This is a genomic window from Pedobacter glucosidilyticus, from assembly GCF_002483235.1.
In the GTDB taxonomy this organism is placed as follows: Bacteria; Bacteroidota; Bacteroidia; order Sphingobacteriales; family Sphingobacteriaceae; genus Pseudopedobacter; species Pseudopedobacter glucosidilyticum_B.
The window spans coordinates 1-26,620 of the sequence record NZ_DLHN01000040.1; the positions used below are offsets into that span (position 1 = coordinate 1).

Below are 26,620 nucleotides of genomic sequence, written 5' to 3' on the forward strand. Positions count from 1 at the left end.
ATAAAGATATTTACCCTTGGCGGTGCTATTTCTGGAAACTGTGCAACTGGCGAAGAGTTAATGGCCAATAGTCCCATGAAAACAATTACCACAGAAAGGGCAATTGCCAGAACCGGCCTTTTTATAAACTTGTTAAACATGATTTTAAATTTAGATGTAGGCCTTATTCGGCATGTAAATGATTTAACTCTGCCAGTTCTTTCTCAAAAGACACAAACTCGCCTTTTATTTGCTCATTATTTTTAACCTTTCCTAAACCTTCGGCAAGAATTTTATCTTTTACGCTAAGGCCAGATTCCAAAATATATAAATGAGGTAATTCATGAGCAACAGTAATTTGCTTTGCTTTTAAGACATTGTTTTTATCTACGATGTAAACAAACTTTTTGTCTAAAACATCAAAAGTTGCTTTTTGAGGAATGATAATAGCGTTTTTAAGAACTACAGGCATCAAAATATTGCCTGTTTCACCATGCCTTAAAATACCTTTAGGGTTTTGAAAAGTGGCTCTGAAAGCGATATTACCTGTCTCGTTATTAAAATCGGCTTCAATAGTTTCAACAAAGCCCGGGTAATCAAAAGTTTCTTTATTTGCCATTTGCAGATATACTTTTTGCGCATCTTTGGTTTTAGCAAGCTTTACGTTATCTAGATACTCGGCTTCAGGCACATTAAAATACACCCACATTTTACTATTGTTAGATAGGGTAGTTAATAACTCACCCTCTTCTATCAAAGAGCCTAAACGGGTATGAAATCTATCCATAATTCCATCAAATGGGGCTCTTATTTCTGTAAAACCTAAATGTGCTTGCGCTAAAGAAAGTTCGGCTTTTGCTTTATTAAGTTTAGCTTTTGCCAGAGCAAGCTCATTTTCAGAAACAATGTTTTTATCTCTAAGGCTTTTGGTATTTCTATACTCTATCTCAGTAAAATTCATTTCGGCTTTTGCTTTTTCAACTTCGGCTTCATAAATAAGTGGCATAATCTTAAACATCAATTGCCCTTTTTTAACAAACTGACCTTCGTCTACAAAGATTTTTTCTAAATATCCTCGTTCTTGAGATCTTAATTCTATATGACTAGCAGACTGTACCTGACCCACATATTCTTTATACACAGAGGTGTCTTTTTGAATTGGACTAGTAATAGTAAAATTGGTATCTTCTGCTTTTTCATGTTCATGATTTTGACAAGCAGAAAATAAAGCAATGCCTACAATAGCGGTAAGCATGAATAATTTTTTCATTCGATTTTTTTGATAATAAGTGATTAAAAAAAGGAAGGATATAGCAATAAAAGTTTCTAATTTCTACGTAGTGAGAAAGACTAGAATTGTTAAATAAATTGCGATGATCCCTTTAAAAGATTGGCTTAAATGAAATATTTAAACCTTAAAGTACTAAGCTATTAAATAGCTTTTCCAGGAATGGTGTAAAATAAATAAAGCAACCTGAGGCTGATTTTGGTAGGACTGTAAAAGTTGAGTAAATAACCTTTTAACGGATGAGCTGCTGTAAGAATCAATAGCTGTTGTTATATTCCAATTTAAAAGCCCAATATGGTCATTGATATGCTCAAAACGCTCTTGATCATCAGCAGCTTCTTCCTGATAAGGTTTGGGAAAAGACTCTGATGGTAAGTGAGGATGATATTGTTTAACGTAAGTACCGCTATGAGTTAAATACTGATGCGTTAAAATCTCATATTTATCATTAGCGGATGACTCTTTTAACTGGAGGCTTGTTAGAAGCGTAAGAAAGAATAAAAAGAGTTTCATGTTTAAACTGAGTAATTGGTTTACCTTACTTTTTAAACTCTCGTTTTTATTTCTCTTCAACATGATGTGCAAAGTTAGAAATATAAAAAGAATAAAAGCAACTTAATATCCTGTTGGAAAAGAAGTTATTTTCATTAATAGGCATTAAGAAATTATCTTACTTTAGCATAGGGATATATTTCTCTCTGTATTCAAACAATAACCAAACATTTACAGCAAAAAAGACTAAAGCTATAGGTAAACCCGATGGCTCGTTAAAGATATGGGTAAGTAAAATACCAACAGTTATGGGTAATACCATGATAGCTGCCAATGCTCTAAACCTTGGGATGATAATTAGAATACCTCCAACAATTTCTACAACCGCTACTAATGGCATCAGCCAAACGATGGTTGTGTAAGCCGCCATGACTTTTACCATACTTTCGGGCATATCTTCTGGCATAGGCATATAATTAAAAAATTTATTTAATCCTGCATTGATAAACATTAACCCAAAAAGAAGACTTAAAATAAATAGTATTTTACTTTTCATGATGTTGGTTTTACTTGGTTTAGATTTTTTAGTAATACAAACTAAATATATTAAATATTAGTAGGAACGTAAAGAACAAATTACAATCAAATGCTGAAACATTTACAACTGTTTTAATCGTAGATGGTTAATATTGTCTAAAATTAAAAATAGATGAACAGCAGAGAAAGGATTATTTTATTATTACTTGCGGCTTTAAACTTTACTCATATTCTTGATTTCATGATTATGATGCCTTTGGGAAATTATTTGATGCCTTATTTTAACATTTCTTCTCAGCAATTTTCTATGCTGGTAGCAGCTTATACTTTTAGTGCAGGTGTATCGGGCTTTTTGGCTGCTTTTTTTGTTGATAAATACGACAGAAAGCAAGTATTATTAAGAGCTTACGCTGGCTTTTTAATTGGGACATTATTTTGTGCGCTATCACCAACCTATAGTTTACTATTAGTTTCCAGAATTGTTGCTGGTATTTTTGGAGGTTTAATTGGGGCACAAGTTTTATCTATTGTAGCAGACTTGATTCCTTACGAGAGAAGAGGAATGGCTATGGGGGTTATTATGGCTGCATTCTCAGTTGCTTCGGTTTTTGGTGTTCCGTTTTCTTTGTATTTAGCTAATATTTTCAATTGGCATGGTCCTTTCTTTTTTGTTGCAGGTTTAGGCGTCATACTAGTACCATTTTTAATGAAATATTTACCTAAAATGGATACACATATAAAGCCCGCTGGAAGTGAAAAAGTTGGTCCTTTAAGATTAATAAAAGATATTGCTAAAGATAAAAATCAAATGCTGGCTCTTGCTTTATCAGCAACTATTATGTTGGGTCATTTCATGATTATCCCTTTTTTAAATCCTTTTATGGAATTTAATAAAGGGTTTAGTAAAGTACAAACGCCCATGATATACATGGTTGGTGGAGCTCTAACGCTGGTGAGTTCTCCATTTTTAGGTAAATTAGCAGATAAAATAGGTAAACATAGGCTGTTTATCATGATGGCTATTACAACCACTATACCTATTGCGTTGATAACTAACTTACCTGATTTCCCTTTTTACCAAGTTTTATGTATCACCGGTTTTTGGTTTGTTGTATCAAGCGGAAGGATGATACCTGCACAAGCTATGGTAAGTAATGTTGTAAGTACAGAAAGAAGGGGAAGTTTTATGAGTATAAACTCATCTGTGCAACAGATATTTGTGGGTTTAGCTTCGGTGATATCAGGTTTTATTGTGGTTAAAAGAGCCGACAATGCTATTCTGCATTATGATATTACGGGTTATATCAGCATAGCTATTACTTTAATAAGTATCTATTTTGTATCTCAATTACATGTAAGAACCAAAACTAAGAATACACTGTAAACAAAAGGGTAGCTATTATTTCATAGCTACCCTCTGTTTTGAAATAGAAAATGGTTATTACTGTACTTGCTCTACTCTGATTGAAGATATTCTATCATTAACTGAAGAACTGAAGCAGCTTTGATCAGAGGTAAAAGTTCCAATAAGAGTGTCAAAATTGTTATTTGCGTAAACTCTAACCCTTAAACCTGAAGGAACTCTTATTGATGAGGCGTCATCGTTAACAAAACCTAAAGCCTGTAATTGTGATAAAGTATAATCACCCACACTTAAACTAGCACTCCACCCAGTATAATTACATCCTTGGCGTACTGTTACTTTTGGTATTTCCCAATACCTAACATTAGACCAAGTTACAACAGAATTTGTTTTATTAGCATCTTCATCTTCTCTGCCATAATTACCATATTTCATGTAATTAGTTCCATCACCATTTGTTGGCACTTGGTTTTCTTCACAAGAGTATTTTTCATCACCATTTACATATATGACAATACGTCCTGGTCTTGATGCAATTTCTTGAAAATGCACAACATTAATTGTTGTAGGTGTATTCAAAATATTTGTAGCAATAGTACGGCTACCAACTTCGTTGGTTACTCCATTAGGCACAACTCTTAATTGTCCTCCATTTACAGCTCCATCACCTCTAATTTGCAGTAGTGTAGCTCTTTGCGCACCACTTATGATGATACCTCCCCATATTTGAAAAACCGCATTATTGGCAAAAACATTATTGTTAATTGTAATAATACCTTCAAATTGACGAATATCACCAGTATCATAATTGTCTTGAATTCTTATTTCAGAACGGTTTCCTGGAGCTTTGTGCAGTGTAAAAGTATTTCTTTTATTATTACTAGCACTGTAGGTATAACTAGCTGCATTGTTAGAGCCATAAGAAGTTCCTGATGTACTTCCACTAACATTCATATACCATGCATCACCATTATTCCAAGTTCTTGTTTCTACGCCATTACCATCTTCTAAGTGTACTCTTTGGTTAGCTTCAATGGTAGAAGTTATTTCTGACCAACCAGAACCATTTTCTGCTGCCGCAACGGTAATTGCATTTTTACTTCCTTCATTTGTATTTAGCTGCTCTACTGATGTTTCTTTGGTGTCTTTTTTACAAGCTACAACTAGGGTAGATGCTGCAATTATTAATAAAGAAGCTTTTTTTACTGAAAAGCTTAAGATAGAATTTGAATTATTTTTCATGTTTAACTTTTATGGTTTTTATTGTTTAATTGGAGTTTCGTTAAATTAGATTTTTTGTTATTTGGATTTGTTTTCCAGCCTCCTTTCTCCCTCTTTCTTTAAGAGGACTTTAATTTAAAAATGAGTATTATTTATGTTACAATTGGTTAGGCTAATATCTGTATTTGGTTGACTATTAAGTAATAGCCCAGAAAGTGATACCAAAGGATATTCGAGAAAACAAACATTGATATTAATAAAAAAGAAAATATATGTTTTATAAAATTATAATTTAGAATAATTTTTGATGCTATTAATATTATAAGATTAATTTAATTTCTTTATAAAAACATGAAACGTTTGCGTAAAATAAGATGGCATTTTAATTTTCACCAGAATCTAATTGGCTGTAACACTTTATATTTATTGTTAAGTGTTAACCCTATCATGATTTCTTGAGTACCTTTTGAGACAGCATTTAATGGAGATGTTGTTATATCATAAGCATAGCTGATGTGTACCAAAGAAGATATATTAAAGCCTAACATACCAGAAAAAGCATCGTTTTCTCTATAGCTACCACCCAGCCACAGTTTATCTTTAAAAGTAAATTTTACATTATAATCCAACGTAGGTTTTAATGGTTTTATCCACTTAAGCATCAAAGATGGAATAAGAGTATAATTATCATCAAACCAAAATTTATAACCAGCAGTTATAAAATAGTGAGGTACTGTGGTAGCCTCTTTATAAGTATTATCATCATTAAAAACAATATTTTGTGGCAATACTTGCTGTATAGAAGCCCCAGCAAAATAGGTGGGTGCATATAACCAAACACCAACATTTACATCAGGCTTAAGCCTACTTACTTGGCCACTTGATAAAGCTTGGTCTGCTGCTTCGCCCGGCTTTAAATCATCAAAATTGATATTACTGTGAGATACCCCAGCACTAAGCCCTACTGCTAAATTTACATGTGCAGATATACCTAAATGATAGGCATAAGAAATATTAAAGTTGCTTTGTTTTAATGCTCCTGCTTTATCAGTAGCCGCTACAAAACCCAAACCATGGTGTGGGGCCGAGGTAATATATTCATATTGGTATTTGTATACATAGAAACTCTCACCTGTCATATCAAAAGAAGTAGGCGTTAAACGCTCATCTTTTTTACCTAAAGGGAAATGTATACTTAGATAGCTGGTTTCTGGAGCATCCTTTAAACCAATCCATTGTTTACGATTGGTAAATTTAATATCAATATAATTTTCTATCCCTGTTACCGCAGGGTTAATGATATAATTATTGAGAATATATTGTGTGTACTGAGGTTTTTGCTGGGCATAGCTAAGCCCTATACTCAATTGTATGAATAACATAAAAATACAATATCTTCTTCCTTTCCTCTGCACTACCTTACAATCATAACCGACCCAGAATATTTTAAATTTCGTTCTTCAATGGTTATGATGTAATAATAAGCGCCAACTGGTAGATCTTCCCCATTAAATCTACCATCCCAAGCTTGGTTGTAATTATCACTTTGATAGACAACTTTTCCGTATCTATTGTAAATATTTACATTTACAGATGGATAACTGTCTAAGTATTTAATCTCCCATCTATCGTTTGTACCATCCCCATTAGGGGTGAAAACATTTGGGATTTCAGGCTTTTGCAAAACTTTAACAAATACATCATCTGTAGCAACACATCCTGTAGCACTATTAACCGTTAAGGTGTAAGTTATATCATCTGTAGGATTAGCAACTGGGTTTAATACCGAAGGATTATTAAGACCAGTAGCCGGAGACCAGCTATAAGTTAAGCCTTCTCCAGAAGCAACAGCATTTAAGATTGCATTACCGCCAATTAATATTGTTTGATTTTCGCCTGCGCTGATGATAGGCGTTGGATTAACTTTTATACTTTGGCTTAAAACCTCTACACAACCATTAGCCCCTGTAAAAGTATAAGTAATCTGGTGCTGACCCACACCAGCTGATGATGGTGAAAACATTCCATCAGCAGTAACGCCTCTACCTGTAAAAGTTGCGCTACCTGTGAAACCACTAAGCTCTTTTGCTTGCGTAATCCTAAAATTAGCTTGCTCTTGACAAACTTCTGGTATAGGCGCAAAAGAAATTTGAGGAACCGCTTTAAGTGTAATACTCATAATTTTCTCTGAAACACAAGTTTCAGAATAGACTTTGAGCTTTGCAGTTATAATTTTTGTAAGCGGACTATGAAAAAGCGGGAAGATAAAACTATACTCGGCCCCAGAAACCGGAGCATTTACCACCTGATAATAATTTGGATTACTGGATCCTGACGTTTCATTAAAAAACCATTCTATTTTAGTGATGCTACCAAAACTTATGGTTGATAAATCTTTAAATATAACAGGTTGGTTACTGCATAAATTATGAACGTTTAACACTTCAAAATTCGCCTCAGGTATGGCGGCTATCACATTAAGGTTTAATGTGTCTGATTTACTACAACCATTAAAAGTTGCTGTTAATATCACTTCATAATTACCTGCTGCTGTATATTGGTGAATAGGATTTTTTTGTGTGGATGTGTTTCCATCTCCAAAATTCCATACGTAAGTTATGGCCGAATCATCTACTCCGTTTATGGTGGTATTATTGGTAAAAGTAGCTTTGCCTTGAGGTAAGCAAGTAGAAGGAAGTGTAAAATTTACTTGAGGAACCGCTTTAAGCGTGATGATTTTATCTAAATAACTAGAGCAAGAAATACCAGAATAAACTACCATTCTTATTTTAACTTGCTTTATAAGAGGAGTATGAAAAATAGGATAATTAAAACGGTATTGTCTTTTTAAAGAGGTATTTCTTAGTTCCGGAGACTCATCAACTAATTTTAATGCTGGGTTTTGATCATAATCCCAATACCACTCTATTTTTGTTATTTCGCCAAAATCTACTGAAGCTAAATCTTCAATAATTACTTCTTGGTTAATACATAAGTTATTTTCATTTAAGACATTAAATCTGGCTAGGGGTGTACTCCCATTTACTATAAAATCTTTTTCCAAAACCGTTTGGCAGCCCGTAATTGTAGAAGTACCCGTTAATTTTACCCGATAAACACCTTGCGCACTGTAGTTATGTACGCCATCTTTTTGTATTGATGTATTTAAAGAGCCCGAGGCAGGATCGCCAAAATCCCAAACGTAAGTCATGTTGCTATTATCAGCAATGGTACTTGTATTGATAAATGTTGCTATAGCATCATTCAAACAAAAATCAGGCGTTATAAAATCGGTAATGGGTAAAGGGTTTATCTTGATAACTTTACTGATGGCTTTTGTACAAGCATTATTTGTAGTTATAGTAAGCGTTACTGTAAAATCTCCTACAGTAGTAAACACGTGTTTGGGGTTTTGCAAAGTGGAGGTATTACCGTCGCCAAAACTCCATAGCCATGAGGTAATGGTTTGCCCACTTGCAGTTGAAATGTCAGAAAATTGAATTTCTTTACCCACACAACTTGGCGTAGAAAAATTGAAATCGGGGTTAGGAAATGGGTTGATGCTGATGGTATCTTTAAAAACTTGCGACCAACAACCTTTATCAACAGCTACAGATAAGGATACTATCTTATCTCCTGGCGTAGCATAAGCATGATTTGGATTTTGTAAGGTAGAAATATTACCATCACCAAAATCCCAAAGCCATTTATTTACAGTATTTCCTCTACCATCAGTTATAGGCGTAAAATCAATTGTTGATTCTGGACAAAGTTTATTGTTGTAAATAAAGGATGCCGTAGGAGGATTAAAGACTTCAAACTCGGTTGTTATTTCCTCCTCTGCACTACAGCTAGCTGGCGCAGGGTTTAATACTGTAGCTTTTAAATTATACATGCCACTAGTAGTAATTTCGCTAGCGTTTATTTGATAATCATAGAAATAACTGGTAATACCGTTTACTGTTTCAATTTGTGATGGTATAACTGAGAATACAGTATCTCTTTTTAAGCCGTTATTAAAATCCCAAATAATTTTATTGGTTTGATAGGGGAGTTTAAGTTGAACTTGATAATCTTCCCCGATACATAAATTAGATGTTGCATTTGAACTTCCCTTAGGAAAAAAGGAAATATTGGCGTTTAAATTTTTTAAATCAGAGCCAGCTAGGTAAGCATAAGATTCTATACTTCCATAACCATAGGCTATAGCTACAAAACCTCCACTACAAACTATACGGTGGGCAGGATTTGTAGCAGATGAACTTGTAACATCTACTGTGATATAACTATACTCATTATCAATAGTTACAAAACTGCCATTAGGTATAGCGTTATCTACCCTTAAACTTGGTATATCTACAGTTTTAAGAATGATATTTAAATAATGAGCTATGATATTTGTTGGGGCAACCACTGGTACGCTTACTGCCGAGTATAAGGTAATATCAGATAGTGTTTGCTCAATCGGATTTAAAATCGTCATTTCTGGATCTCCTGGAAACCTTACTGTACCGGTATTATTAGGGTTACAAGACTGTGAGACTTGTAATTGCGCCACACTAATAGGTTTAGACCCTTTAATTACAAAAGCTGTACTACCGTAAAAGGTTATAATACTACCTTTTGCATACGGGTTTTGTAATTGAATATTACCCACTTGGGTGGTCGAACCATTTACGGAAACCTCAGTATTATCCTCATTTACAAAAATTCTAATGATATCTTGTGCACCATTTTGAGCATTATAAAATGGTGCAGTTACATAATTTTTACCCCAAGCTGATATAGGAAAAAGCTGCTGATAGAGATTATCTTGCGTAGTACCTGCATTATTTGTACAGAAGCCATTTTGTGTACTTCCAGAAAAAGCTGCCAAAGGCTTACAATTACCAATTGTTTTTATCCTAACACCAGTTACATCCGTTGTTGATTGGTATTGGTAAACATCACCTTTATCTAACCTTACTTGAAATGGCGTTGTTCCAACTCTATTGCTATTATAAACTGAAGCAACTGGTGAGATTTCTATTTGTGTGCTATCTTCTACCCCAACCAAAGTAAACTGCGAAACTCTAAAATTATTAGCGCTAACAGGTACTTGGTCATAAGCCATAGCAATATATTCATTACCTAAAGCTTTGGTGGGTAAAACCAATGTTGCTGCAGACCTAGCACTTCTAGAAATATGCGAATATAAAACAATAGGAACATCAGATGTTACATGGATCCCTCGGTCTTGATACACAATATCAGAACCTCCAACATAGGTATTATTATAAATATTTGGGTCTATATAAACCGGAACGGCTTGATTAGCCAAAACCGTTACCGGAGGCAAGTTAACTCCTCCAGCATTTATGTTTACTGTTGCTTTGCTCTGCGAGGTAATAAAAAGTGTTAATCTAGAGCCTAATCCATCTATATGCCCTGCATAAGCTACCCAAAAATCTGTCCCTCTATTAGATGAATTTTGGGCCATAGCATTTCCTGTAACAATAAAAAACAATACACTGTATAAATACAATACGCGTTTAAAATGGTTCATCTCTTGGATAAAATCCCTCTATAAAGTAAGACTAATTATGGTTTAATTGGTTTAAGCTATTTTTTGTAATAGTATAGCAATTTAGCATAAAAAATTATTTATTTCTTAATGCCAAAATCTCTTTATAATTTAGAATTTTTTCTGATGCTACCTTACCAATATTTTTATCCGATACCAAAATGTTAAGAGTAGAAAGCGATAAGCCCTGCAAGTTGGTTTATTCATTAGCCAAACATGATTTTTTAGGCTTTTTAATAGAGCCTCATGTTGTACAATTGAACCAAAACGGAGGTTTCTCTCTTACTTACCAACGTATTTTCTCTAATACAGCTAATGAGTTTTTGCATATAATTGACGCTACTGATGTTAAACTGATTAAGCTACTTGAGGAGATTGAGCAAAATAACATCATCAAAAAGTATTACAAAAAAACCATTAGACCTTTAGAGTTTTTTGCTAAAAATTGGGATGATAAATTTAGTGATACCGTACGCCCAAAAATAGAAAAGAAACTTACAGAAGCTTTGGCGCTTATCCGCGATAAAGAAATTTACTTGATGGGCAAAGAAGGTTGGCCTGTTGAGAAGCAATTGCACTTGGCAGATGAAGCTGCAACTATCCTTTTTCATTTCAGACGTAACGAAACTGAAACCCGTTATTTCCCAACCATCAAATATCAGGGTTTAAGGATTGATTTTATGTTTAAAGATGCGCAGGTTATCACCAACCAGCCTGCTTTGTTGTTGTTAGATAATATGCTGTATCATTTTGATCAAGGTTTGGAAGGTAAAAAATTACAGCCCTTTCTCAATAAAAGATATATCTCCATTCCCAAATCATCAGAAACTACTTATTTCGAGAAATTTGTTGCCCCACTGATAGAAAAATATCATGTTTATGCAGAAGGCTTTACCATCAATACAGAAAAATACGATGCTAAGCCTATTCTTAAAGTGGTTTATGTACCAGAAGGCGTATCAGAAATACAACTTTATTTTAAATATGCTGATTATGTTTTTGCTGCCGGTAGCGATAGGCAAGTAACCGTTAGAATGGAGAAAATAGACGATGATTATATCTTTCATCGTATTAAACGCTCTTTATCGTGGGAGAAAAGTAAGTTAGACGAGCTTTTAGCTCTAGGCCTCAAAACCAATAGTAACCTTTTTGTGCATTTGCAAGTAGCGCATCAGCATGATGAAACCGATTTATCTTTTTCTGTTTTTGATTGGATAAGTGAACATCATGAAGACCTAGTAGCCAAAGGTTTTGAATTTGAGCAAGACAGTAGCGCCAAAAAATATGTAATTGGCAACAGTAAAATAGATTTAGAAATCCAAGAAAAGAACGATTGGTTTGATATTAACGCTATTGTGCAATTTGGCATTTATAAAATCCCTTTTATTCAGCTTAAAAATCATATCCTCAATAAAAAAAGAGAGTTTACTTTACCTAATGGTGAGATTGCTATCATCCCAGAAAAATGGTTTTCGCAATATGGAAATTTGCTTTCCTTTACGGATGGTACAGACAGTTTAAGACTAAAAAAACTACATGTAGGTTTGGTTCATGATTTTGCTAACAGCGATTTGGCCAGCGTTACCATGGATAGAAAACTGCAACGCTTGGCAGATTTTGAGTTTATTGAGGAAGTTACCGAGCCCACAAATTTTAATGGTACGTTAAGACCTTATCAAAAAGCTGGTTACAACTGGTTCCATTTTCTGCAGAAATATAATTTTGGTGGCTGCCTGGCTGATGATATGGGCTTGGGTAAAACTGTACAAACTTTAGCCTTATTACAAAAAGCTAAAGAAGAGCAAGCAGCACTAGGCATCCATACCACTTCTTTATTGATTATGCCTACTTCTTTAATTTATAACTGGATTAATGAAGCCAAACGTTTTACACCACAACTTAAAATTTGCACACACACGGGTACTAACCGCGAAAAAGACATCAGTATTTTCAGTCGGTACGATTTAGTGATTACCACTTATGGTATTAGTCGATTAGATGTTGAAGTAATCAAAGAGATGTATTTCAACTATATTATTTTAGATGAAAGTCAGAACATCAAAAATCCATCGTCAAAATCTTTTAAAGCGGTTAAGCAACTCAAATCAAAATATAAACTTATACTTTCTGGTACACCGGTAGAAAATACGGTTAACGATTTATGGACGCAGATGTCTTTCATAAACCCAGGTTTATTAGGCTCTCAAACGTTTTTTCAGCAAGAGTTTGTACAGCCTATAGAGAAAAAGAAAGACGAGGAAAAGGCACAAAAGCTTCAGGTTTTGATAAAACCTTTTGTGATGCGTCGTACCAAAGAGCAAGTAGCTACAGAGCTCCCACCAAAAACAGAAAGTTTGTTTTATAGCGAAATGACGGTAGAACAAGCCGAGTTTTATGAGAAAACAAAATCAGAATACCGTAACGAACTGATGAAATCTCTAGAAGACGGAACTTTCTCGAAATCGCCCATACAGATTTTACAGGGCCTTACCAAACTAAGGCAAATAGCTAATCATCCGGCTTTGGTTGATGGAGATTATGAAGGCGAAGCTGGTAAGTTTAAAGATGTTATCCATAAATTAAACAGCGTTGTAGAAGCTGGCCATAAAGTATTGGTATTTTCGCAATTTGTAAAACAGCTAGAACTTTACAAGCAATATTTTAATGATAAAAAGGTTAAATACTCTTATTTAGATGGCTCTACCGCTAACCGAGGAAAAGTAGTAGAAGAGTTTAAACAAGATCAAGACATCCAAATCTTCTTAATTTCTATAAAAGCTGGTGGCGTTGGTTTAAATTTAACCGAAGCTGATTATGTTTTTATCCTAGACCCATGGTGGAACCCAGCTGTAGAACAACAAGCTATAGACCGTACACACCGTATTGGCCAAACAAAAAATGTTTTCATCTATAAATTTATCACCAGAGATACAGTAGAGGAGAAAATTATAGCTCTACAAAATAGAAAACTTAGCGTAGCACAATCTTTAATTACGACAGAAGAAAGCTTCATCAAATCTTTATCAGAAGAAGATATTAAAGAAATTGTAGGGTAAAAAAAGCAGAGTCCGTATTACAAAACCTCTGCTTTAAACCCCTTATAGACTAATTTTAGTCTAACAACAACCAAGTTGTTAACTCTTCTGCAGCTTTGTTATTTTCAAAAACGATGGTATTTCCTTTGTAAGTGTTTAGGATATCGTTATCAATATATTCATTATAAATCCAAGGGTCGCCGGCAGCAAATACTTTACCTTTTCCGTATCTGGCAGTTGCCATAATTACATCGCCTTTATCTGTAATTAAAGCTTTGGCATTTTTGCTTACGCTGATGGTTGATATACCCTTAAGGAATAAATTCTTAGCAGTTTTAAAAATTTCATTACCTGCTTCTGGTACAATTAAGCCTACAGATAAATCTTTCTCCACCGCATTTCTTATTTTATCATTAAAATTTATACCAAATACATTGGCCAGTTTATTAAAATGTGGGAGTTCGCAGTTGACAGAGTCATTAGCTAATAAAACCAAAGTACCACCCGCTTTAACCCATTTTTTTATTGCTTTTATAGCATCCCTATCTACAAAGTTTGGATTAGCTGTTTCCTTTTTAGTGTCAGGATCTGTAATGATATAAACATCAGTACCAGCTAAATTTGCTTTAGTGGGTGCAACAGTTAAGCTTTTAAGAGCCGCACCTTTTTGTTTAAACATTTCTCCCCATTTAGAGTAGCCTGTCATCGCTTTATCTTCCCAGGTGTAATGAAAACGATTGGTTTTACCATCTTTGGTTTGGTATTCATTATTGTAGAAATAATCTAAAGTAACGGTTTTCTTGTCTTGGGCTGTAACGGTAATCGCTAAAAAAGCAAATAAGCAGGCTAAAATGATTTTATTCATGATGGATTTTTTTAATGTGCAGGTTCTATTCTTAAGCCAATATCAGAAACGGCTTTTAATGGGTTATCTCTCATGTTTTGTTCTATAACAAAACTGTATTTCCCCTTTTTAGGGAAACGATAATTTTCTTTAAAAATAAGCTGATAGGTATACAAATTTCCAGAGCCTTTACCTAGCCACTCGCCATCTGGTTTAGCGAGTTGAAACTCTTCTCTTTGAACGGTTTTTTGTTGGTCAGGGTTGGTAACACTTACCCGCACCCAAACATTGGCATATTTATAATCATCTGTATGCCTAAAATTAATATAAATATGATATGGCATATTGATATCCTGAATATCAACCTGTGCTCTTAAGGGTTTATCATAAGACCAATTACCATTTTTAGTAGCTTCAAAAGTATCAATAATAGCATGGTCTGTGCAAGCTTGCATAAACCATACTAAAAGTATGATAAGGCCTTTTAAACAGTTTTTCATCCTTGTTGATCTGGCTTTTTATCTTGGTTAGGATTTCTCCTTTTTTTAAACTTATTCTTTTTAGGTTTATTTTCTCCGGCTACTCCTCCTGGCTCTTGCAACTTAGGCTGCGCTGTCTGCTGCGGCTTAGCTTGCTGTGGCGCTGGCGTATTTTGTCTAGCTTGTAATGGTGGATTTTGTTGATTAGGATTTCTAACTTCCTGACCACCATTTTGATTTCTGTTTTTTGATTTATTACGATTATTCTTCTTTCTATTTCTAGATTTTTCGTCTAACCTGGTTAAGCTATCTTGCCCAACAACGTTTTCATAATCAAAAGATTTTTCGGTCTTAACCAATTCTTCTAAAACAGCGGCGTGGTCTTTTAAATCATCAGGTTTTAAACCTTTTTTATTCATTTCCTGAATTTCCTTAACCCTATCAATATCTAAAGGAATCCAAGTATTATCTTCACCGTAATAGCTAAACCACATCAGCTTTTTAAAGATATCTGTCTTTTGTAAACGGGCCTCACCTTTTTCGGTACGTAATTTTTCTACATTATCTGGGATATGCTTTAAAGCATCCATGTAAGAATCTAGCTCGTAGTTGAGGCAACATTTTAGTTTTCCGCACTGTCCGGCTAGTTTTAAGGTATTCAAAGATAAGTTTTGGTAACGAGCAGCAGCGGTAGAAACAGTTTTAAAATCTGTTAACCAGGTAGAGCAGCAAAGCTCTCTTCCGCATGAACCAATACCACCTAATCTGCTGGCTTCTTGGCGCATACCTATTTGACGCATTTCTATCCTTACCCTAAAAGATTCTGCTAATTTTTTAATAAGCTCTCTAAAATCTACCCTACCATCAGCAGTGTAAAAGAAAGTAGCTTTTGATTTATCTCCTTGATATTCTACATCAGAAAGTTTCATGGCTAAGCCCAATTCTAAAGCAATAGTTCTGGCTTTATGCATGGTTTCATATTCACGCTCTTTGGCACTTTTCCATTTGTCTACATCTTGTGGTGTAGCTTTTCTTAAGATTTTTAAAGGCGCTTTTTCTTCGGTAACCCTTTTACGGTTCATTTGTATTCTTACCAATTCTCCGGTAAGGGTAACATGGCCAATATCATAGCCTCCGGTAGTGGTTTCAACCGCTATCAGCTCACCCGCCTCCAGATAAATATTTTCCTCATTACGATAAAAATCTTTTCTAGAGCCTTTAAATCTAACTTCAACGTAGTTAAAAGGTTTATATGAAGATGGCATATCCATGTCGGACAGCCAATCGTAAACATCTAATTTGCTGCAACCCCCGTCTGTTAAACAAGAGCCATTACTTTTGCAGCCGCCAGGCGTACATCCTCCGCCTGAAGAGCAACTTCCACATCCCATAATTTATAATATATGTTGAGTCCCCGCAGGGAGCGTATTAAACTTTAAAATTTTAACCAAATTCAAAGATACATCTAAAAATAATATCTTCGGATTTGCATTTCTTTCTATATGATAATGAGCTTTTTCTAACTCGTTTGCAATAGCTTCTGCTTTTGCCAGGTTTAAAATTTTCGAAAAATTACTAATAAATTCTAATTCTTTTGCAGATAAATGTATTAAACCTGGTGTTTCTGCCAAAAATAGCATGCACTCTCGCATTAAATTAATGCCATAGCGCAGCAAATTCTTCTGATTCTCTCGGCCCATTTTAGAAAAATCATCCTCAACAAAAGCAACCAATTTTAAACCTTGGTTACCGTAGCAGGCCCTTAACCAGTTGCTTAGCAAATCATGATAATCATTCTCCTCATGTGTCATAAAAGTTAACGCTGCTTGCAAGTTTCCATTGCTTAGGTAAGCTAGTTGCATGGCTTTTTCTTCGCTTAATTGATGTTTTTCTATCAAAAATTTACAAACATCTGCGTTGCTTTGCTTTGGTATCTTAACAATTTGCGTTCTAGAGATGATGGTGTTTAAAATTTGTTCTTGATTTTGAGCGACAAGTAAAAACAAGGTCTTTTGTGCGGGCTCCTCAATAATTTTAAGTAAAGCATTACCTTCTTTCTCCAAATACTCAGGCAGCCACATGATCAACACCTTATACTCGGCCTCAAAAGGCTTTAAACTTAACTTTTGGATGATGCTATGGCACTCGGCAATGTTAATATTGGCCTGTTTATTATCAGCACTTAAATGATTACGCCATTCATCCAAACCTAAATAAGGGTTTTGTAAAAAGCTAGCTCGCCACTCTTCCACAAAAGTGAGGGCAGTATCTTCTTTATGCTTTGCAAAGAAGGGATAAGAGAAATGTAAATCCGGATGAACCAATTTTTGATACTTCCTACATGATGAACATTCGCCACAAGAATCGTTTTCTAAAGGCTGCTCGCAACAAATATATTGCGCATAAGCAACTGCTAAAGCCAAGCTTCCAGACCCCTCCGGACCTAAAAATAATTGAGCATGACTTATCCTGCCATCTTTTACTGTTTTAATCAGATGAGCCTTAACCGTTTCCTGTCCTACAATATCTTTAAACTGCATTGCTGCAAAATAAAAATAAGTATTGAGATTTGCGTACATCGTACTGCGAAATCACTGTTTACTTTACACCAAAAGAGATTACATTTGCTTTAATTTTGGTACGCTATACGCATACCTCAATACTAAATACTAAAAAATGGCAAGATTAATGGCTTTTGATTACGGAAGTAAACGTTTAGGAATAGCCGTTACAGACCCCATGCAAATGATTGCTAATGGCTTAACTACCATACATCCAAAAGACATCATCAGTTTTTTGAAAACCTATTTGCAAACAGAGCAGGTAGAGGCTTTTATTGTTGGCCAACCTAAACAAATGGATGGTAGCGCATCGCAATCTGCACCATTGGTAAATGCTTTTGTAAACCTCTTGAAAAAGAACTTTCCTGATATTAAAGTAGAAATGGTAGACGAGCGTTTTACTTCTAAAATGGCTTCTGCAGTAATTGCCCAAAGCGGCATGAGCAAGAAAGCTAAGCACAACAAAGCTTTGGTTGATACTATTTCTGCTACCATTATTTTACAATCTTACATGGAGCAAAAATCTCTTTTTTAAGAGCTCTTCCCAAAGCAACAAATCAAGCCATCATAAATACTTAAATTAGCCCCATGGAACTTCTTCATGAAACCTTAAAGCTTTACCTAGAGCAGTATTGCGAGCCAGAACCCGAACTCTTAAAGCATATTGATAGGGAAACAAATTTAAAAGTTTTAATGCCTAGGATGGTATCTGGCCATTACCAAGGCAGGGTTATTAGCTGGTTAACAAAACTGGTTAACCCTAAAAATATACTAGAGATTGGCACTTTTACCGGTTATGCTACGTTATGCTTTGCTGAGGGTTTGGCAGAAGATGGTAAAATTATCACGCTAGATATTAATGAAGAGTTGGAAGATAGGGTAAGAGGTTATTTTGCTCAATCTGCTTACGCGGATAAAATAGATTATCGTATTGGTAATGCTATGGAAATCATTCCTACGCTAAAAGAAACTTTTGATATGGTATTTATTGATGCAGATAAGAAAAACAACCTCAACTACTATCACTTGGTTTTTAACCAAGTAAAACCCGGCGGATTAATTATTGTTGATAATGTTTTATGGAGCGGTAAAGTAGTGGCACAAAAAGAAGATAAAGATACCAGCAATATTATTAATTTTAATGATGAAATAGCTAAAGACCAACGCGTTGAAAAACTGATTTTACCTGTTAGAGATGGCTTATTTATCATCAGAAAGAAATAAAAAATGAAAAGATTTAACCTTTATTATGCTTTGTTATTTGTTTGTTTTTCAATGATTTTTTTTCAGGCTTGTTCTCCTAAAACGCAAAGCTATCACAAACAAAATAAGCAAATAGAAAAAACTGCTAATAAAAAAACTAGTGGCAATTATATCAACTACAATGCGGTTTCTTACATAGAGAGGTTTAAAAATATTGCCATTTCATCTATGAATAAGTATGGTATACCAGCTAGTATCACCTTAGCACAAGCTATATTAGAATCGGGTACCGGAAATAGTGATTTAGCTAAATATGCCAATAACCATTTTGGTATAAAATGTACCAGTGATTGGAAAGGCAAAGGTTATTATAAGGATGACGATAAAAAAGACGATTGCTTTAGGGTTTACAACAACCCCGAAGAGAGTTTTAAAGACCATTCTGAATTTTTAAAGCGTAAACGTTATGCACCATTATTTGAGTTGGATAAAAATGATTACCAAGGCTGGGCTTACGGCTTAAAACAAGCAGGATATGCTACCAACCCAAAATATCCACAGCTTTTAATTGGTATTATAGAGCGTTATAACCTTACGCAATATGATAGCCCAGAAGGACGATACGAGAAAATTAAAAGAGAGGATCGCGTTTTAGCAGATATCAACAATAATATCCCTAAAGAAGCTAGTAAAGAAAAAACTACTAATGCCCTTGTTTTAATAGAAGGTAATAAATATGTGGTGCAAACAGGAGATACACTATACAATATTTCTAAACGTTTTGGACTTACGGTTGATGATTTAATGGCACTGAATAACTTAAGCGATAACCATATTAAAATTGGCCAAAGCCTTATCATAAAGAAATAGACATAGATGTTGAGAGTAACTTTTATCTTAATTTTTAGCTTTATGCTATTTGTAAAAGGCTCTTTAGCACAAGGTATAGAGGCAGAAGGTATTGTATTTGATAGCGATACTAAATTTAGACTCACCCGAGTAAAAATCACTAACCTTACAACTGCCACTTCTATTTTTAATAATTCTAAAGGCGAGTTTAAACTCAATCTATCAGCTGGAGATAAAATAACAGCATCTTTATTTGGGTATAAACCAGATACTTTAATATTTAACCCATCGCAAGCAGTCCTTATTTTCAATCTTAAAAGGCTAGCCATTCCCTTAGCAGAAGTTTTAATACAAGACTCGGTAATAAGTGCCAGAAAACGTTTTGAAGAGTTAAGAAAGCAATTTAATAGCCTTAATAGAATAGGAAATAATAAAGATATAATTGCTATAGGCAACCAGGGTGGAGCAGGTTTAAGTATTGATGCTTTATGGAGCGCATTTTCCAGAGAAGGTAAAAATGCCAGAAGATTACAAGAAATTATGGAAAGAGATTATGTCAATAATTTTATTGATGAACGTTTCACAAAAGCACTGGTTACCGAAACAACAGGTTTAAAAGGAGGGAAATTAGAAATCTTTATGCTCAACTATAGGCCTTCTTACTTTTTTGTTTTAGGAGCATCAGAATATGATTTAATTTCTTACATCAAAATAGCTTATATACGCTTTCAAAAATATCCACACTTAGAAGATTTATCAAACTTAAAACCTATTCAAGTAGAATAAACCATGTGGTATAAAACCATATATTGCCCCTGGCTTCATGTAAACGGCATGGCTTTATATCCTTTTATTTTGGTTAAAGAGAAGCATAACTTGAGCAATCAGCAGCTCATCAACCATGAATTAATTCATTTTAAACAACAGATAGAACTGCTTATTCTGCCTTTTTACTTCTTTTATATCATCCATTACTTTATCAATTTACTTTATTACCGCCAGCATCAAAAAGCTTATTTTCAAATTATTTTTGAGCAAGAGGCTTATAAATACGATAAGGATTTAAACTACCTGAAAAGGCGAAGGTTTTTAGCTTTTTTATACCTTTAAAAAGAGAGTTTCCTGTCAAAAAAAGCTTTATAACTTAATATAATTATCAAAATTACGTTCTTTGTGGTATGAAGTTTATCAAAATTGGTATCATTACCGTATTAGCTACTATTTCATTTTGCATGAGCACAACCGCACAACTGCTTGATTTTGAAACAGATACTATAAAAGTTTCTCCTATTTATCCTAAAAAAAATATGCTGGTAAGCAGATTACCTTTTTTCTATATCAAAAAACAAGATTTACCTTTTTATCTGGTAAACAGGAAGGTAAATTATTGGAAAAGTACAGGCTCTTTTGGTTTAAATTTAAATCAAGCTGCTTTTAGCGATAATTGGAGTAGTGGCGGGGTAAATTCTATCTCATTAAGTACTTTATTAAATTATAAAGCGGAGTATAATAAAGATGGCAAAAACTTTATTTCAGAAGTGATATTACAATATGGCAAGCTCAAAAATAAAGACCAAATGCAAAGAAAAACAAACGACCGTATTTTCTGGGATAATAAGGCTTCTTTAAGAATTTCTCAAAACTGGAATTTCTTTGGCTCTTTAAGTTTTGAGTCTCAGTTTGATTTAGGTTATGTTTATAGTAAAGATGCGCAAGGTAATGAAATTCGTAAGCCAATTTCTAAATTTATGTCGCCCGGCTATTTAACCGAATCTTTTGGTTTTGAGTATAAGCCCGAAAAATACTTTAGCTTACGTTTAGGTACAGGTACTGCCCGCCAAACATTTATGTTAGATACTACTTTATACAGAAATAACGCAAAAAACTTTGGTGTTCCTATTGGTAAAAACTTTAGAAACGAGCTGGCTTTCCAAGCAGTTATGAATTTTGAGAAAGAAATAGCAACGAATATCAATCTTAAATCAAGATACCTATTATTTGCCTCTTATGAGCATCTTAATAATATTGACCAAAGGTTAGACATTACCCTTACAGCTAAAGTTAACAGGTTAGTGAATGTTACCGTAGCCGGTACAGCCCTATATGATGATGATTTTAGTAGCGAGATACAATCCAGCCAGTCATTAGCGTTGGGTTTAGTTTATAAATTTAAACCATAAAAAAATGCCCCACGTTCCGGGGCATTAATTCTGCATAACACTAACTAACTAACTCTATTTCAAATTTGCAGGGTGAAATAAAGACTTTTTAACTTGCAAACAAGTTTATATTGTTTTGAAACGGATTTTGTCGATTTATAATCGTAAAAATAATAAAAAAAGGTCTTTGCCAAGCACCTTTTGCAATATTTTTAACAAATTTTAACATTAATTTTAGTTAAGTTTAACTTAGCTTCTCTGTCTTATCCAACTATTGATGAACACTTATAAGACGATGAAACACTCAAGTTTGTTACAAATATTTTAAAAATAATTTTCTTTTTTAAGTAACATAAAAGATTGTAAAATCAAACAGCTTTTTATCCTCAAAATGATAACTTTGTAATCCAAAAATTAAAAAAGGTTAGCAATGTTTGACAATCTACAGGAGAAGCTGGAAGGCGCTTTCAAAGTCTTAAAAGGACAAGGAAGCATTACCGAAATTAACGTGGCAGAAACCATGAAAGAGATAAGAAAAGCTCTTTTAGATGCCGATGTTAACTATAAAACTGCAAAATCATTTACGGATGAGGTTAAACAAAAAGCCTTAGGGCAAAATGTATTAACGGCTATTTCACCTGGCCAGTTACTAACCAAAATCATGAATGATGAACTGACTAACCTCATGGGTGGCCAGGTTACAGAGCTTGATTTAAAAACAAATCCAACGGTAATCTTAATTGCCGGACTAAACGGTGCGGGTAAAACTACCTTTACCGGAAAGCTTGCGAATTTCCTTAAAACACAAAAAAATAAAAAACCATTATTGGTTGCCGGCGACGTTTACAGGCCAGCCGCTATAGATCAATTAGAAGTATTAGCAGGACAGGTTAATGCTGAGGTTTATACCAATCGTGAATCTAAAGACCCAGTAGCTATTGCATTAGAAGGTATTGCACATGGTAAGAAAAACGGCAACAATGTGATCATTATAGATACGGCTGGTCGTTTAACTTTAGATGATGCCTTGATGGATGAAATTGCTGAAGTTAAGAAAGCAACCAACCCACAAGAAATACTTTTTGTAGTTGATGCCATGACCGGGCAAGATGCCGTAAACACCGCTAAGGTGTTTAATGAGCGTTTAGATTTTACCGGCGTTGTATTAACTAAATTAGATGGTGATACCCGTGGTGGAGCGGCACTTTCTATCAAATCTGTAGTAAACAAACCTATTAAATTTGTTGGTACAGGCGAGAAGATGGATGCCTTGGATGTTTTCTATCCAGATAGGATGGCGTCTCGTATCCTAGGTATGGGAGATGTGGTATCTTTAGTAGAAAGAGCACAACAGCAGTTTGATGAGAAAGAGGCAGCAGCACTACAAAAGAAAATCAGAAAAAATAAATTTGATTTTAATGATTTCCTAGGCCAAATACAGCAAATCAAAAAAATGGGTAACATTAAAGATTTGATGGGCATGATACCAGGCGTTGGCAAAATGATGAAAAATGTGGATATAGATGATAATGCTTTTAAAGGTATAGAATCTATCATTACTTCTATGACACCTTACGAACGTGAAAACCCAGATGCGATTAACCAAAGCAGAAGAATAAGAATTGCAAAAGGTTCTGGTAATGATATTACTGAGGTAAATAAATTAATTAAGCAGTTTGAGGATATGCGTAAGGTTATGAAACAATTCTCAGATCCATCGGCTATGTCTAAAATGCAAAAAATGATGAAGAATATGCCTGGTGGCATGGGTAGGTAAATACTGATTAAAGTAAAAAGTACTGAGTAGCAGGTAAAAAGATAACTTTAAGCCACTCCCTTAGCTATCCTAAATCTTTAAAGTAAATATCGATTTGACATGAAAAATAAAATTGGCTTTAACTTCTTTTTTGCAATGATTGCTTTTACATTGGGACTAGCATTATATCGTGAGTTTGATTTTAATACTTTTACATTTAGAAAAACAGCATTAGGTATACTTTACTTACTGGTATTTATAGTATCCATTTATCTGACATTTAAGAAGAAAACAAAAACCGAATGAATGCCACCTTATACACAATAGCTTGTTTTTTCTTACTCACAAATATTTTTGGACAAACAGCAAACCTCAGATGGCGTAAGTATGCAGCCTAAGCCCTGTGTTGAGTACTTATGCCTGTTTTGCCAAATCACCCTATCTATTTTTTACTTTAATTGAGAACTTATACTTCCTGCTAATTTCCTGAAAATAAAGGTTTTATTGGTTTATACATAATATTGAAGCCTCTGCTTCTATTTGGTACAAGAAGGCTTTGTCCGTTTGGCTTGATTATCATTGCGCCATAGAGGGGTAAAAAGGACTTTACGTCAATCTTCTTTTGTATAAGAGTGGCGCATTTTTGATAATATTTCTGTCTCTAAACGCTTCTTTATTCGTTCCTTTTCATCTGAGCTTATATCATGATAAAACATCCATTTCTCACCTTTAAATAACCCAAACAAACTTATATTACACGTATTTGTACTGCTCCATTGTGTGGTATCTCCGGTAAAATTCACTCTCAATATTTCTTCTGGGTTATTTTGGAAGTATATAAACTTATCGTCCATGAAATCCAATGAAACTGCATACTCTTTCCACTTCGAAGGAATTGTGTCTGTTGTTGTGGATACAACTTGTAAAAAATCCTTTTCAACATTGTACTTAGAATCAGAGTAATTATAGAACTGTATATTCTTGTAGCCTTCGCCTGTACAAGAATTTAAGCCTACTAATAGGAATAACATTATTTTATAGCTTAATTTATTCATAATCAATGTGCTGGCATTGGTGTCCAATTGTCTACAGACTTAAGACCTGCATCTAATTTCTGTATCATATTGTCTGATTCCTGTTTAAAAGCCCCCCCACTGGCGCAAGTATACAGTCTTAGCCTGTACGGCTGAATACTTGTGCTTTGTAAAAAAGAACCTTTCATAATCATCAATTTATTTTTAATTAATGCCCATTCAAAGGCACAAGTACCCCTCTTCTCATTCCCCGGCTACATACCTTGCGCTATAGGTGCTTTAACTTCTTTTTTGCAATGATTGCTTTTACATTAGGATTAGCATTATATCATGAGTTTGATTTTAATACCTTTACATTTAGAAAAACAGCATTAGGTATACTTTACTTACTGGTATTTATAGTATCTATTTATCTGACATTTAAGAAAAAAACAAAAACCGAATGAAGGCTATATTGTACACAATAGCTTGTTTTTTCTTACTCACAAATATTTTTGGACAAATAGCAAGCCTCAGATGGTGTAAGTATGCAGCCTAAGCCCTGTGTTGAGAACTTATACTTCCTGCTAATTTCCTGAAAATAAAGGTTTTATTGGTTTATACATAATATTGAAGCCTCTGCTTGTATCTGGCACAAGAAGGCTTCGTTCGCTTGGCTTGATTATCATTCTTACGCCATAAGGGATACTCACAACTATTTTGCCTTTTGCCATATTTTATTCACCACTCTAAGGTGGTCGCATTTCGCGATTACCTAGTGTAATATATTATTTCTGTTTATTCTATAAGATCATATTTTTAAAAACTAACACGCATATATTTTAAGTTTTTTTCATTTGGTTTTACAATAGAAAATTTTCTGTTCTTTAGTTCATTTTCGAGGATGTGTAAAATAATTTCTTTAGAAATACTACTAATGTCACTGCCTTTTACTTCAGTATAGTTGAACCCAACTTTATCTCCATCAACAAAAATTATATAATCTTGAACATTTATGTCGTCTTTAAATCTACTATATGTTTCAAATTGAGTGATGAGTACTTCTTTCACTTCACTGTTGCCGTCTAGTTTGTATACCAATGTAGCTTCTCCGTTTGTAAGTTTATGAGGACTTATAATAGGAAATTCATCACGGTTTAATACTTCTATGGAAAGGGCTTCCTTCATCAATTCACGATATAAGCTAACAAGTTTTTTCTTTTGATAATAAATAGTCGAAGTATTAAAAGCGCATTGACCCCAACTTAAGCTTATGTTAAAAGTTAGTAAAATAGTAATTATAAGAAATTTAGATAGTTTCATTACGTTATGCTTTTCAAAATATTAATGATGATGATTTGTATTTTCAATAAGTTCGATTAACCTAAAGTAAACAAATAATTTAAAATACAAAATTTTATTAATACAAGTATACGTTTAGCCATTAAGATGGCGCAAGTTTGCAGCTTGGTCTTGCGTGTTGGATTAATTGTGCCCAGTTTATCAAATCATTATTCCTATTTTTCACTTTCTTACACTTACTGCCACCTATTACATGAAAATAAAGATTTTATTGGCTTATACATAATATTGAAGCCTCTGCTTCTATCTGGCACAAGAGGCCTTTGCGCTCACCTGTTTCGTTATGATTGTGACAGTGAGAGGACTACCTTTCTGATACAATCATATCTCATGATACAGTTGGCGACTTAAGTATGTAACTTTAGACAGTACTTCGGGTAATGTGCATTTGTAAATTTTAAAAATTAACACGCAAATATTTTAGGTTTTTTTCATTTGGTTTAATAATAGAAAATTTTCTGTTCTTTAGTTCATGTTCGAGGATGTGTAAAATAATTTTCTTAGAAACAATATTAATTTCACTCTCTTTTACGTCAGTATAGTTGAACCCAACTTTATCTCCATCAACAAAAATTATTAAATCTTGAACGCTTATTTTGTCTTCATCTATACCATATGCTCTAAATTCAGTGATGAGTACTTCTTTAACTTCACTGTTGCCGTCTAATTTGTATACCAATGTAGCTTCTCCGTTTGTACGTTTATGAGGACTTATAATAGGAAATTCATCGTAATTTAATACTTTTATGGAAAGGGCTTCTCTCATCAATTCATTATATAAGTTAGCTAGCTTTCTCTGTTGATAATAAATAGTTGAAGTATTAAAAGCGCATTGTCCCCAACTTAAGCTGATGTTAAAAGTTAGTAAAATAGTAATTATAAGAAATTTAGGTAGTTTCATTACGTTATGCTTTTC

General features: G+C 34.0%; 23 protein-coding genes. 9 read left to right on the forward strand and 14 right to left on the reverse strand.

The genetic code is table 11. The features are described from left to right. From B2745_RS17030 to B2745_RS16605, 4 genes are all read right to left on the reverse strand, one after another. Positions 1 to 140 (reverse strand): efflux RND transporter permease subunit (locus B2745_RS17030; RefSeq protein WP_414691942.1); only part of this gene is annotated, 140 nt, incomplete at its 3' end. Positions 141 to 163: 23 nt separating this feature from the next. Next, positions 164 to 1,249 (reverse strand): efflux RND transporter periplasmic adaptor subunit, encoded by a 1,086-nt coding sequence (locus tag B2745_RS16595; protein ID WP_304068969.1) that lies wholly within the window; start codon positions 1,247 to 1,249, stop codon positions 164 to 166. A 153-nt stretch (positions 1,250 to 1,402) separates the two neighbouring features. Next, positions 1,403 to 1,843, reverse strand: coding sequence for a hypothetical protein (locus tag B2745_RS16600; RefSeq protein ID WP_304068970.1), 441 nt, complete (start codon positions 1,841 to 1,843; stop codon positions 1,403 to 1,405). Between the two features lie 94 nt (positions 1,844 to 1,937). Then, positions 1,938 to 2,315, reverse strand: coding sequence for a DoxX family protein (locus B2745_RS16605; protein WP_304068972.1), 378 nt, complete (start codon positions 2,313 to 2,315; stop codon positions 1,938 to 1,940). A 153-nt stretch (positions 2,316 to 2,468) separates the two neighbouring features. Here B2745_RS16605 and B2745_RS16610 point away from each other — a divergent pair, with 153 nt between their 5' ends. Next, positions 2,469 to 3,680, forward strand: a complete 1,212-nt coding sequence (locus tag B2745_RS16610) for an MFS transporter (protein ID WP_036691610.1) — start codon at positions 2,469 to 2,471, stop codon at positions 3,678 to 3,680. Positions 3,681 to 3,737: 57 nt separating this feature from the next. Here B2745_RS16610 and B2745_RS16615 read toward each other — a convergent pair whose 3' ends face one another. The 3 genes from B2745_RS16615 to B2745_RS16625 all read right to left on the reverse strand — a co-directional run bounded on the left by B2745_RS16615 (position 3,738) and on the right by B2745_RS16625 (position 10,425). After that, positions 3,738 to 4,901, reverse strand: a complete 1,164-nt coding sequence (locus tag B2745_RS16615; RefSeq protein WP_304068974.1) for a hypothetical protein — start codon at positions 4,899 to 4,901, stop codon at positions 3,738 to 3,740. A gap of 368 nt (positions 4,902 to 5,269) precedes the next feature. Then, positions 5,270 to 6,262: a PorP/SprF family type IX secretion system membrane protein gene (locus B2745_RS16620; RefSeq protein WP_304068976.1), complete on the reverse strand. Its 993-nt coding sequence runs from the start codon at positions 6,260 to 6,262 to the stop codon at positions 5,270 to 5,272. A gap of 32 nt (positions 6,263 to 6,294) precedes the next feature. Then, a complete protein-coding gene (locus B2745_RS16625) occupies positions 6,295 to 10,425 on the reverse strand; it encodes a PKD domain-containing protein (RefSeq protein ID WP_304068978.1) in 4,131 nt (1,376 codons plus the stop codon). A gap of 179 nt (positions 10,426 to 10,604) precedes the next feature. Between B2745_RS16625 and B2745_RS16630 the strand changes: the two genes are divergently transcribed. Beyond that, positions 10,605 to 13,499 carry a DEAD/DEAH box helicase gene (locus tag B2745_RS16630; RefSeq protein ID WP_304068980.1) on the forward strand — a complete coding sequence of 965 codons (2,895 nt, stop codon included), beginning with the start codon at positions 10,605 to 10,607 and terminating at the stop codon, positions 13,497 to 13,499. A 55-nt stretch (positions 13,500 to 13,554) separates the two neighbouring features. Here the strand turns inward: B2745_RS16630 and B2745_RS16635 are convergent, their stop codons facing one another. The 4 genes from B2745_RS16635 to B2745_RS16650 are packed head-to-tail and all read right to left on the reverse strand — an operon-like array spanning position 13,555 to position 17,341. Further along, positions 13,555 to 14,343 carry a DUF4350 domain-containing protein gene (locus B2745_RS16635; RefSeq protein ID WP_304068982.1) on the reverse strand — a complete coding sequence of 263 codons (789 nt, stop codon included), beginning with the start codon at positions 14,341 to 14,343 and terminating at the stop codon, positions 13,555 to 13,557. Positions 14,344 to 14,354: 11 nt separating this feature from the next. Beyond that, positions 14,355 to 14,822, reverse strand: coding sequence for a gliding motility lipoprotein GldH (locus B2745_RS16640; RefSeq protein ID WP_304068984.1), 468 nt, complete (start codon positions 14,820 to 14,822; stop codon positions 14,355 to 14,357). Then, complete coding sequence (locus B2745_RS16645; RefSeq protein ID WP_304068986.1) at positions 14,819 to 16,192, reverse strand: PSP1 domain-containing protein; 1,374 nt, start codon at positions 16,190 to 16,192, stop codon at positions 14,819 to 14,821. The genes B2745_RS16640 and B2745_RS16645 overlap by 4 nt, the downstream gene beginning before the upstream one ends. A 3-nt stretch (positions 16,193 to 16,195) precedes the next feature. Beyond that, positions 16,196 to 17,341: an ATP-binding protein gene (locus B2745_RS16650; protein WP_304069004.1), complete on the reverse strand. Its 1,146-nt coding sequence runs from the start codon at positions 17,339 to 17,341 to the stop codon at positions 16,196 to 16,198. A gap of 136 nt (positions 17,342 to 17,477) precedes the next feature. On the opposite strand from B2745_RS16650, the gene ruvX reads away from it, so the two are divergent. The 7 genes from ruvX to ffh all read left to right on the forward strand — a co-directional run bounded on the left by ruvX (position 17,478) and on the right by ffh (position 23,350). Continuing rightward, complete coding sequence (gene ruvX, locus B2745_RS16655) at positions 17,478 to 17,897, forward strand: Holliday junction resolvase RuvX (RefSeq protein WP_304068988.1); 420 nt, start codon at positions 17,478 to 17,480, stop codon at positions 17,895 to 17,897. A gap of 53 nt (positions 17,898 to 17,950) precedes the next feature. Continuing rightward, complete coding sequence (locus B2745_RS16660; RefSeq protein WP_304068990.1) at positions 17,951 to 18,586, forward strand: O-methyltransferase; 636 nt, start codon at positions 17,951 to 17,953, stop codon at positions 18,584 to 18,586. Between the two features lie 3 nt (positions 18,587 to 18,589). Then, positions 18,590 to 19,435 (forward strand): glucosaminidase domain-containing protein, encoded by an 846-nt coding sequence (locus tag B2745_RS16665; protein ID WP_304068992.1) that lies wholly within the window; start codon positions 18,590 to 18,592, stop codon positions 19,433 to 19,435. A 42-nt stretch (positions 19,436 to 19,477) separates the two neighbouring features. Then, on the forward strand, positions 19,478 to 20,200 hold the full coding sequence (locus B2745_RS16670; protein ID WP_304068993.1) for a hypothetical protein: 723 nt from the start codon (positions 19,478 to 19,480) through the stop codon (positions 20,198 to 20,200). A 48-nt stretch (positions 20,201 to 20,248) separates the two neighbouring features. Then, the gene (locus B2745_RS16675; protein WP_304068994.1) at positions 20,249 to 20,524 is read left to right on the forward strand and encodes a hypothetical protein; all 276 of its coding nucleotides are present in this window, start codon (positions 20,249 to 20,251) and stop codon (positions 20,522 to 20,524) included. 68 nt (positions 20,525 to 20,592) lie between these two features. Then, a complete protein-coding gene (locus B2745_RS16680) occupies positions 20,593 to 21,594 on the forward strand; it encodes a DUF3078 domain-containing protein (RefSeq protein ID WP_304068996.1) in 1,002 nt (333 codons plus the stop codon). A gap of 409 nt (positions 21,595 to 22,003) precedes the next feature. After that, the gene (gene ffh, locus B2745_RS16685; RefSeq protein WP_026902820.1) at positions 22,004 to 23,350 is read left to right on the forward strand and encodes a signal recognition particle protein; all 1,347 of its coding nucleotides are present in this window, start codon (positions 22,004 to 22,006) and stop codon (positions 23,348 to 23,350) included. 590 nt (positions 23,351 to 23,940) lie between these two features. On the opposite strand, the gene B2745_RS16690 is transcribed toward ffh, so the two are convergent. The 3 genes from B2745_RS16690 to B2745_RS16700 form a co-directional block, all read right to left on the reverse strand. Then, positions 23,941 to 24,384, reverse strand: a complete 444-nt coding sequence (locus B2745_RS16690; protein WP_304068998.1) for a hypothetical protein — start codon at positions 24,382 to 24,384, stop codon at positions 23,941 to 23,943. Between the two features lie 777 nt (positions 24,385 to 25,161). After that, entirely contained in the window at positions 25,162 to 25,665 is a 504-nt protein-coding gene (locus B2745_RS16695) for a hypothetical protein (RefSeq protein ID WP_304069000.1), read from the reverse strand. Between the two features lie 436 nt (positions 25,666 to 26,101). Continuing rightward, positions 26,102 to 26,620: hypothetical protein (locus tag B2745_RS16700; protein ID WP_304069002.1), on the reverse strand; the 519-nt coding region annotated here is incomplete at its 5' end.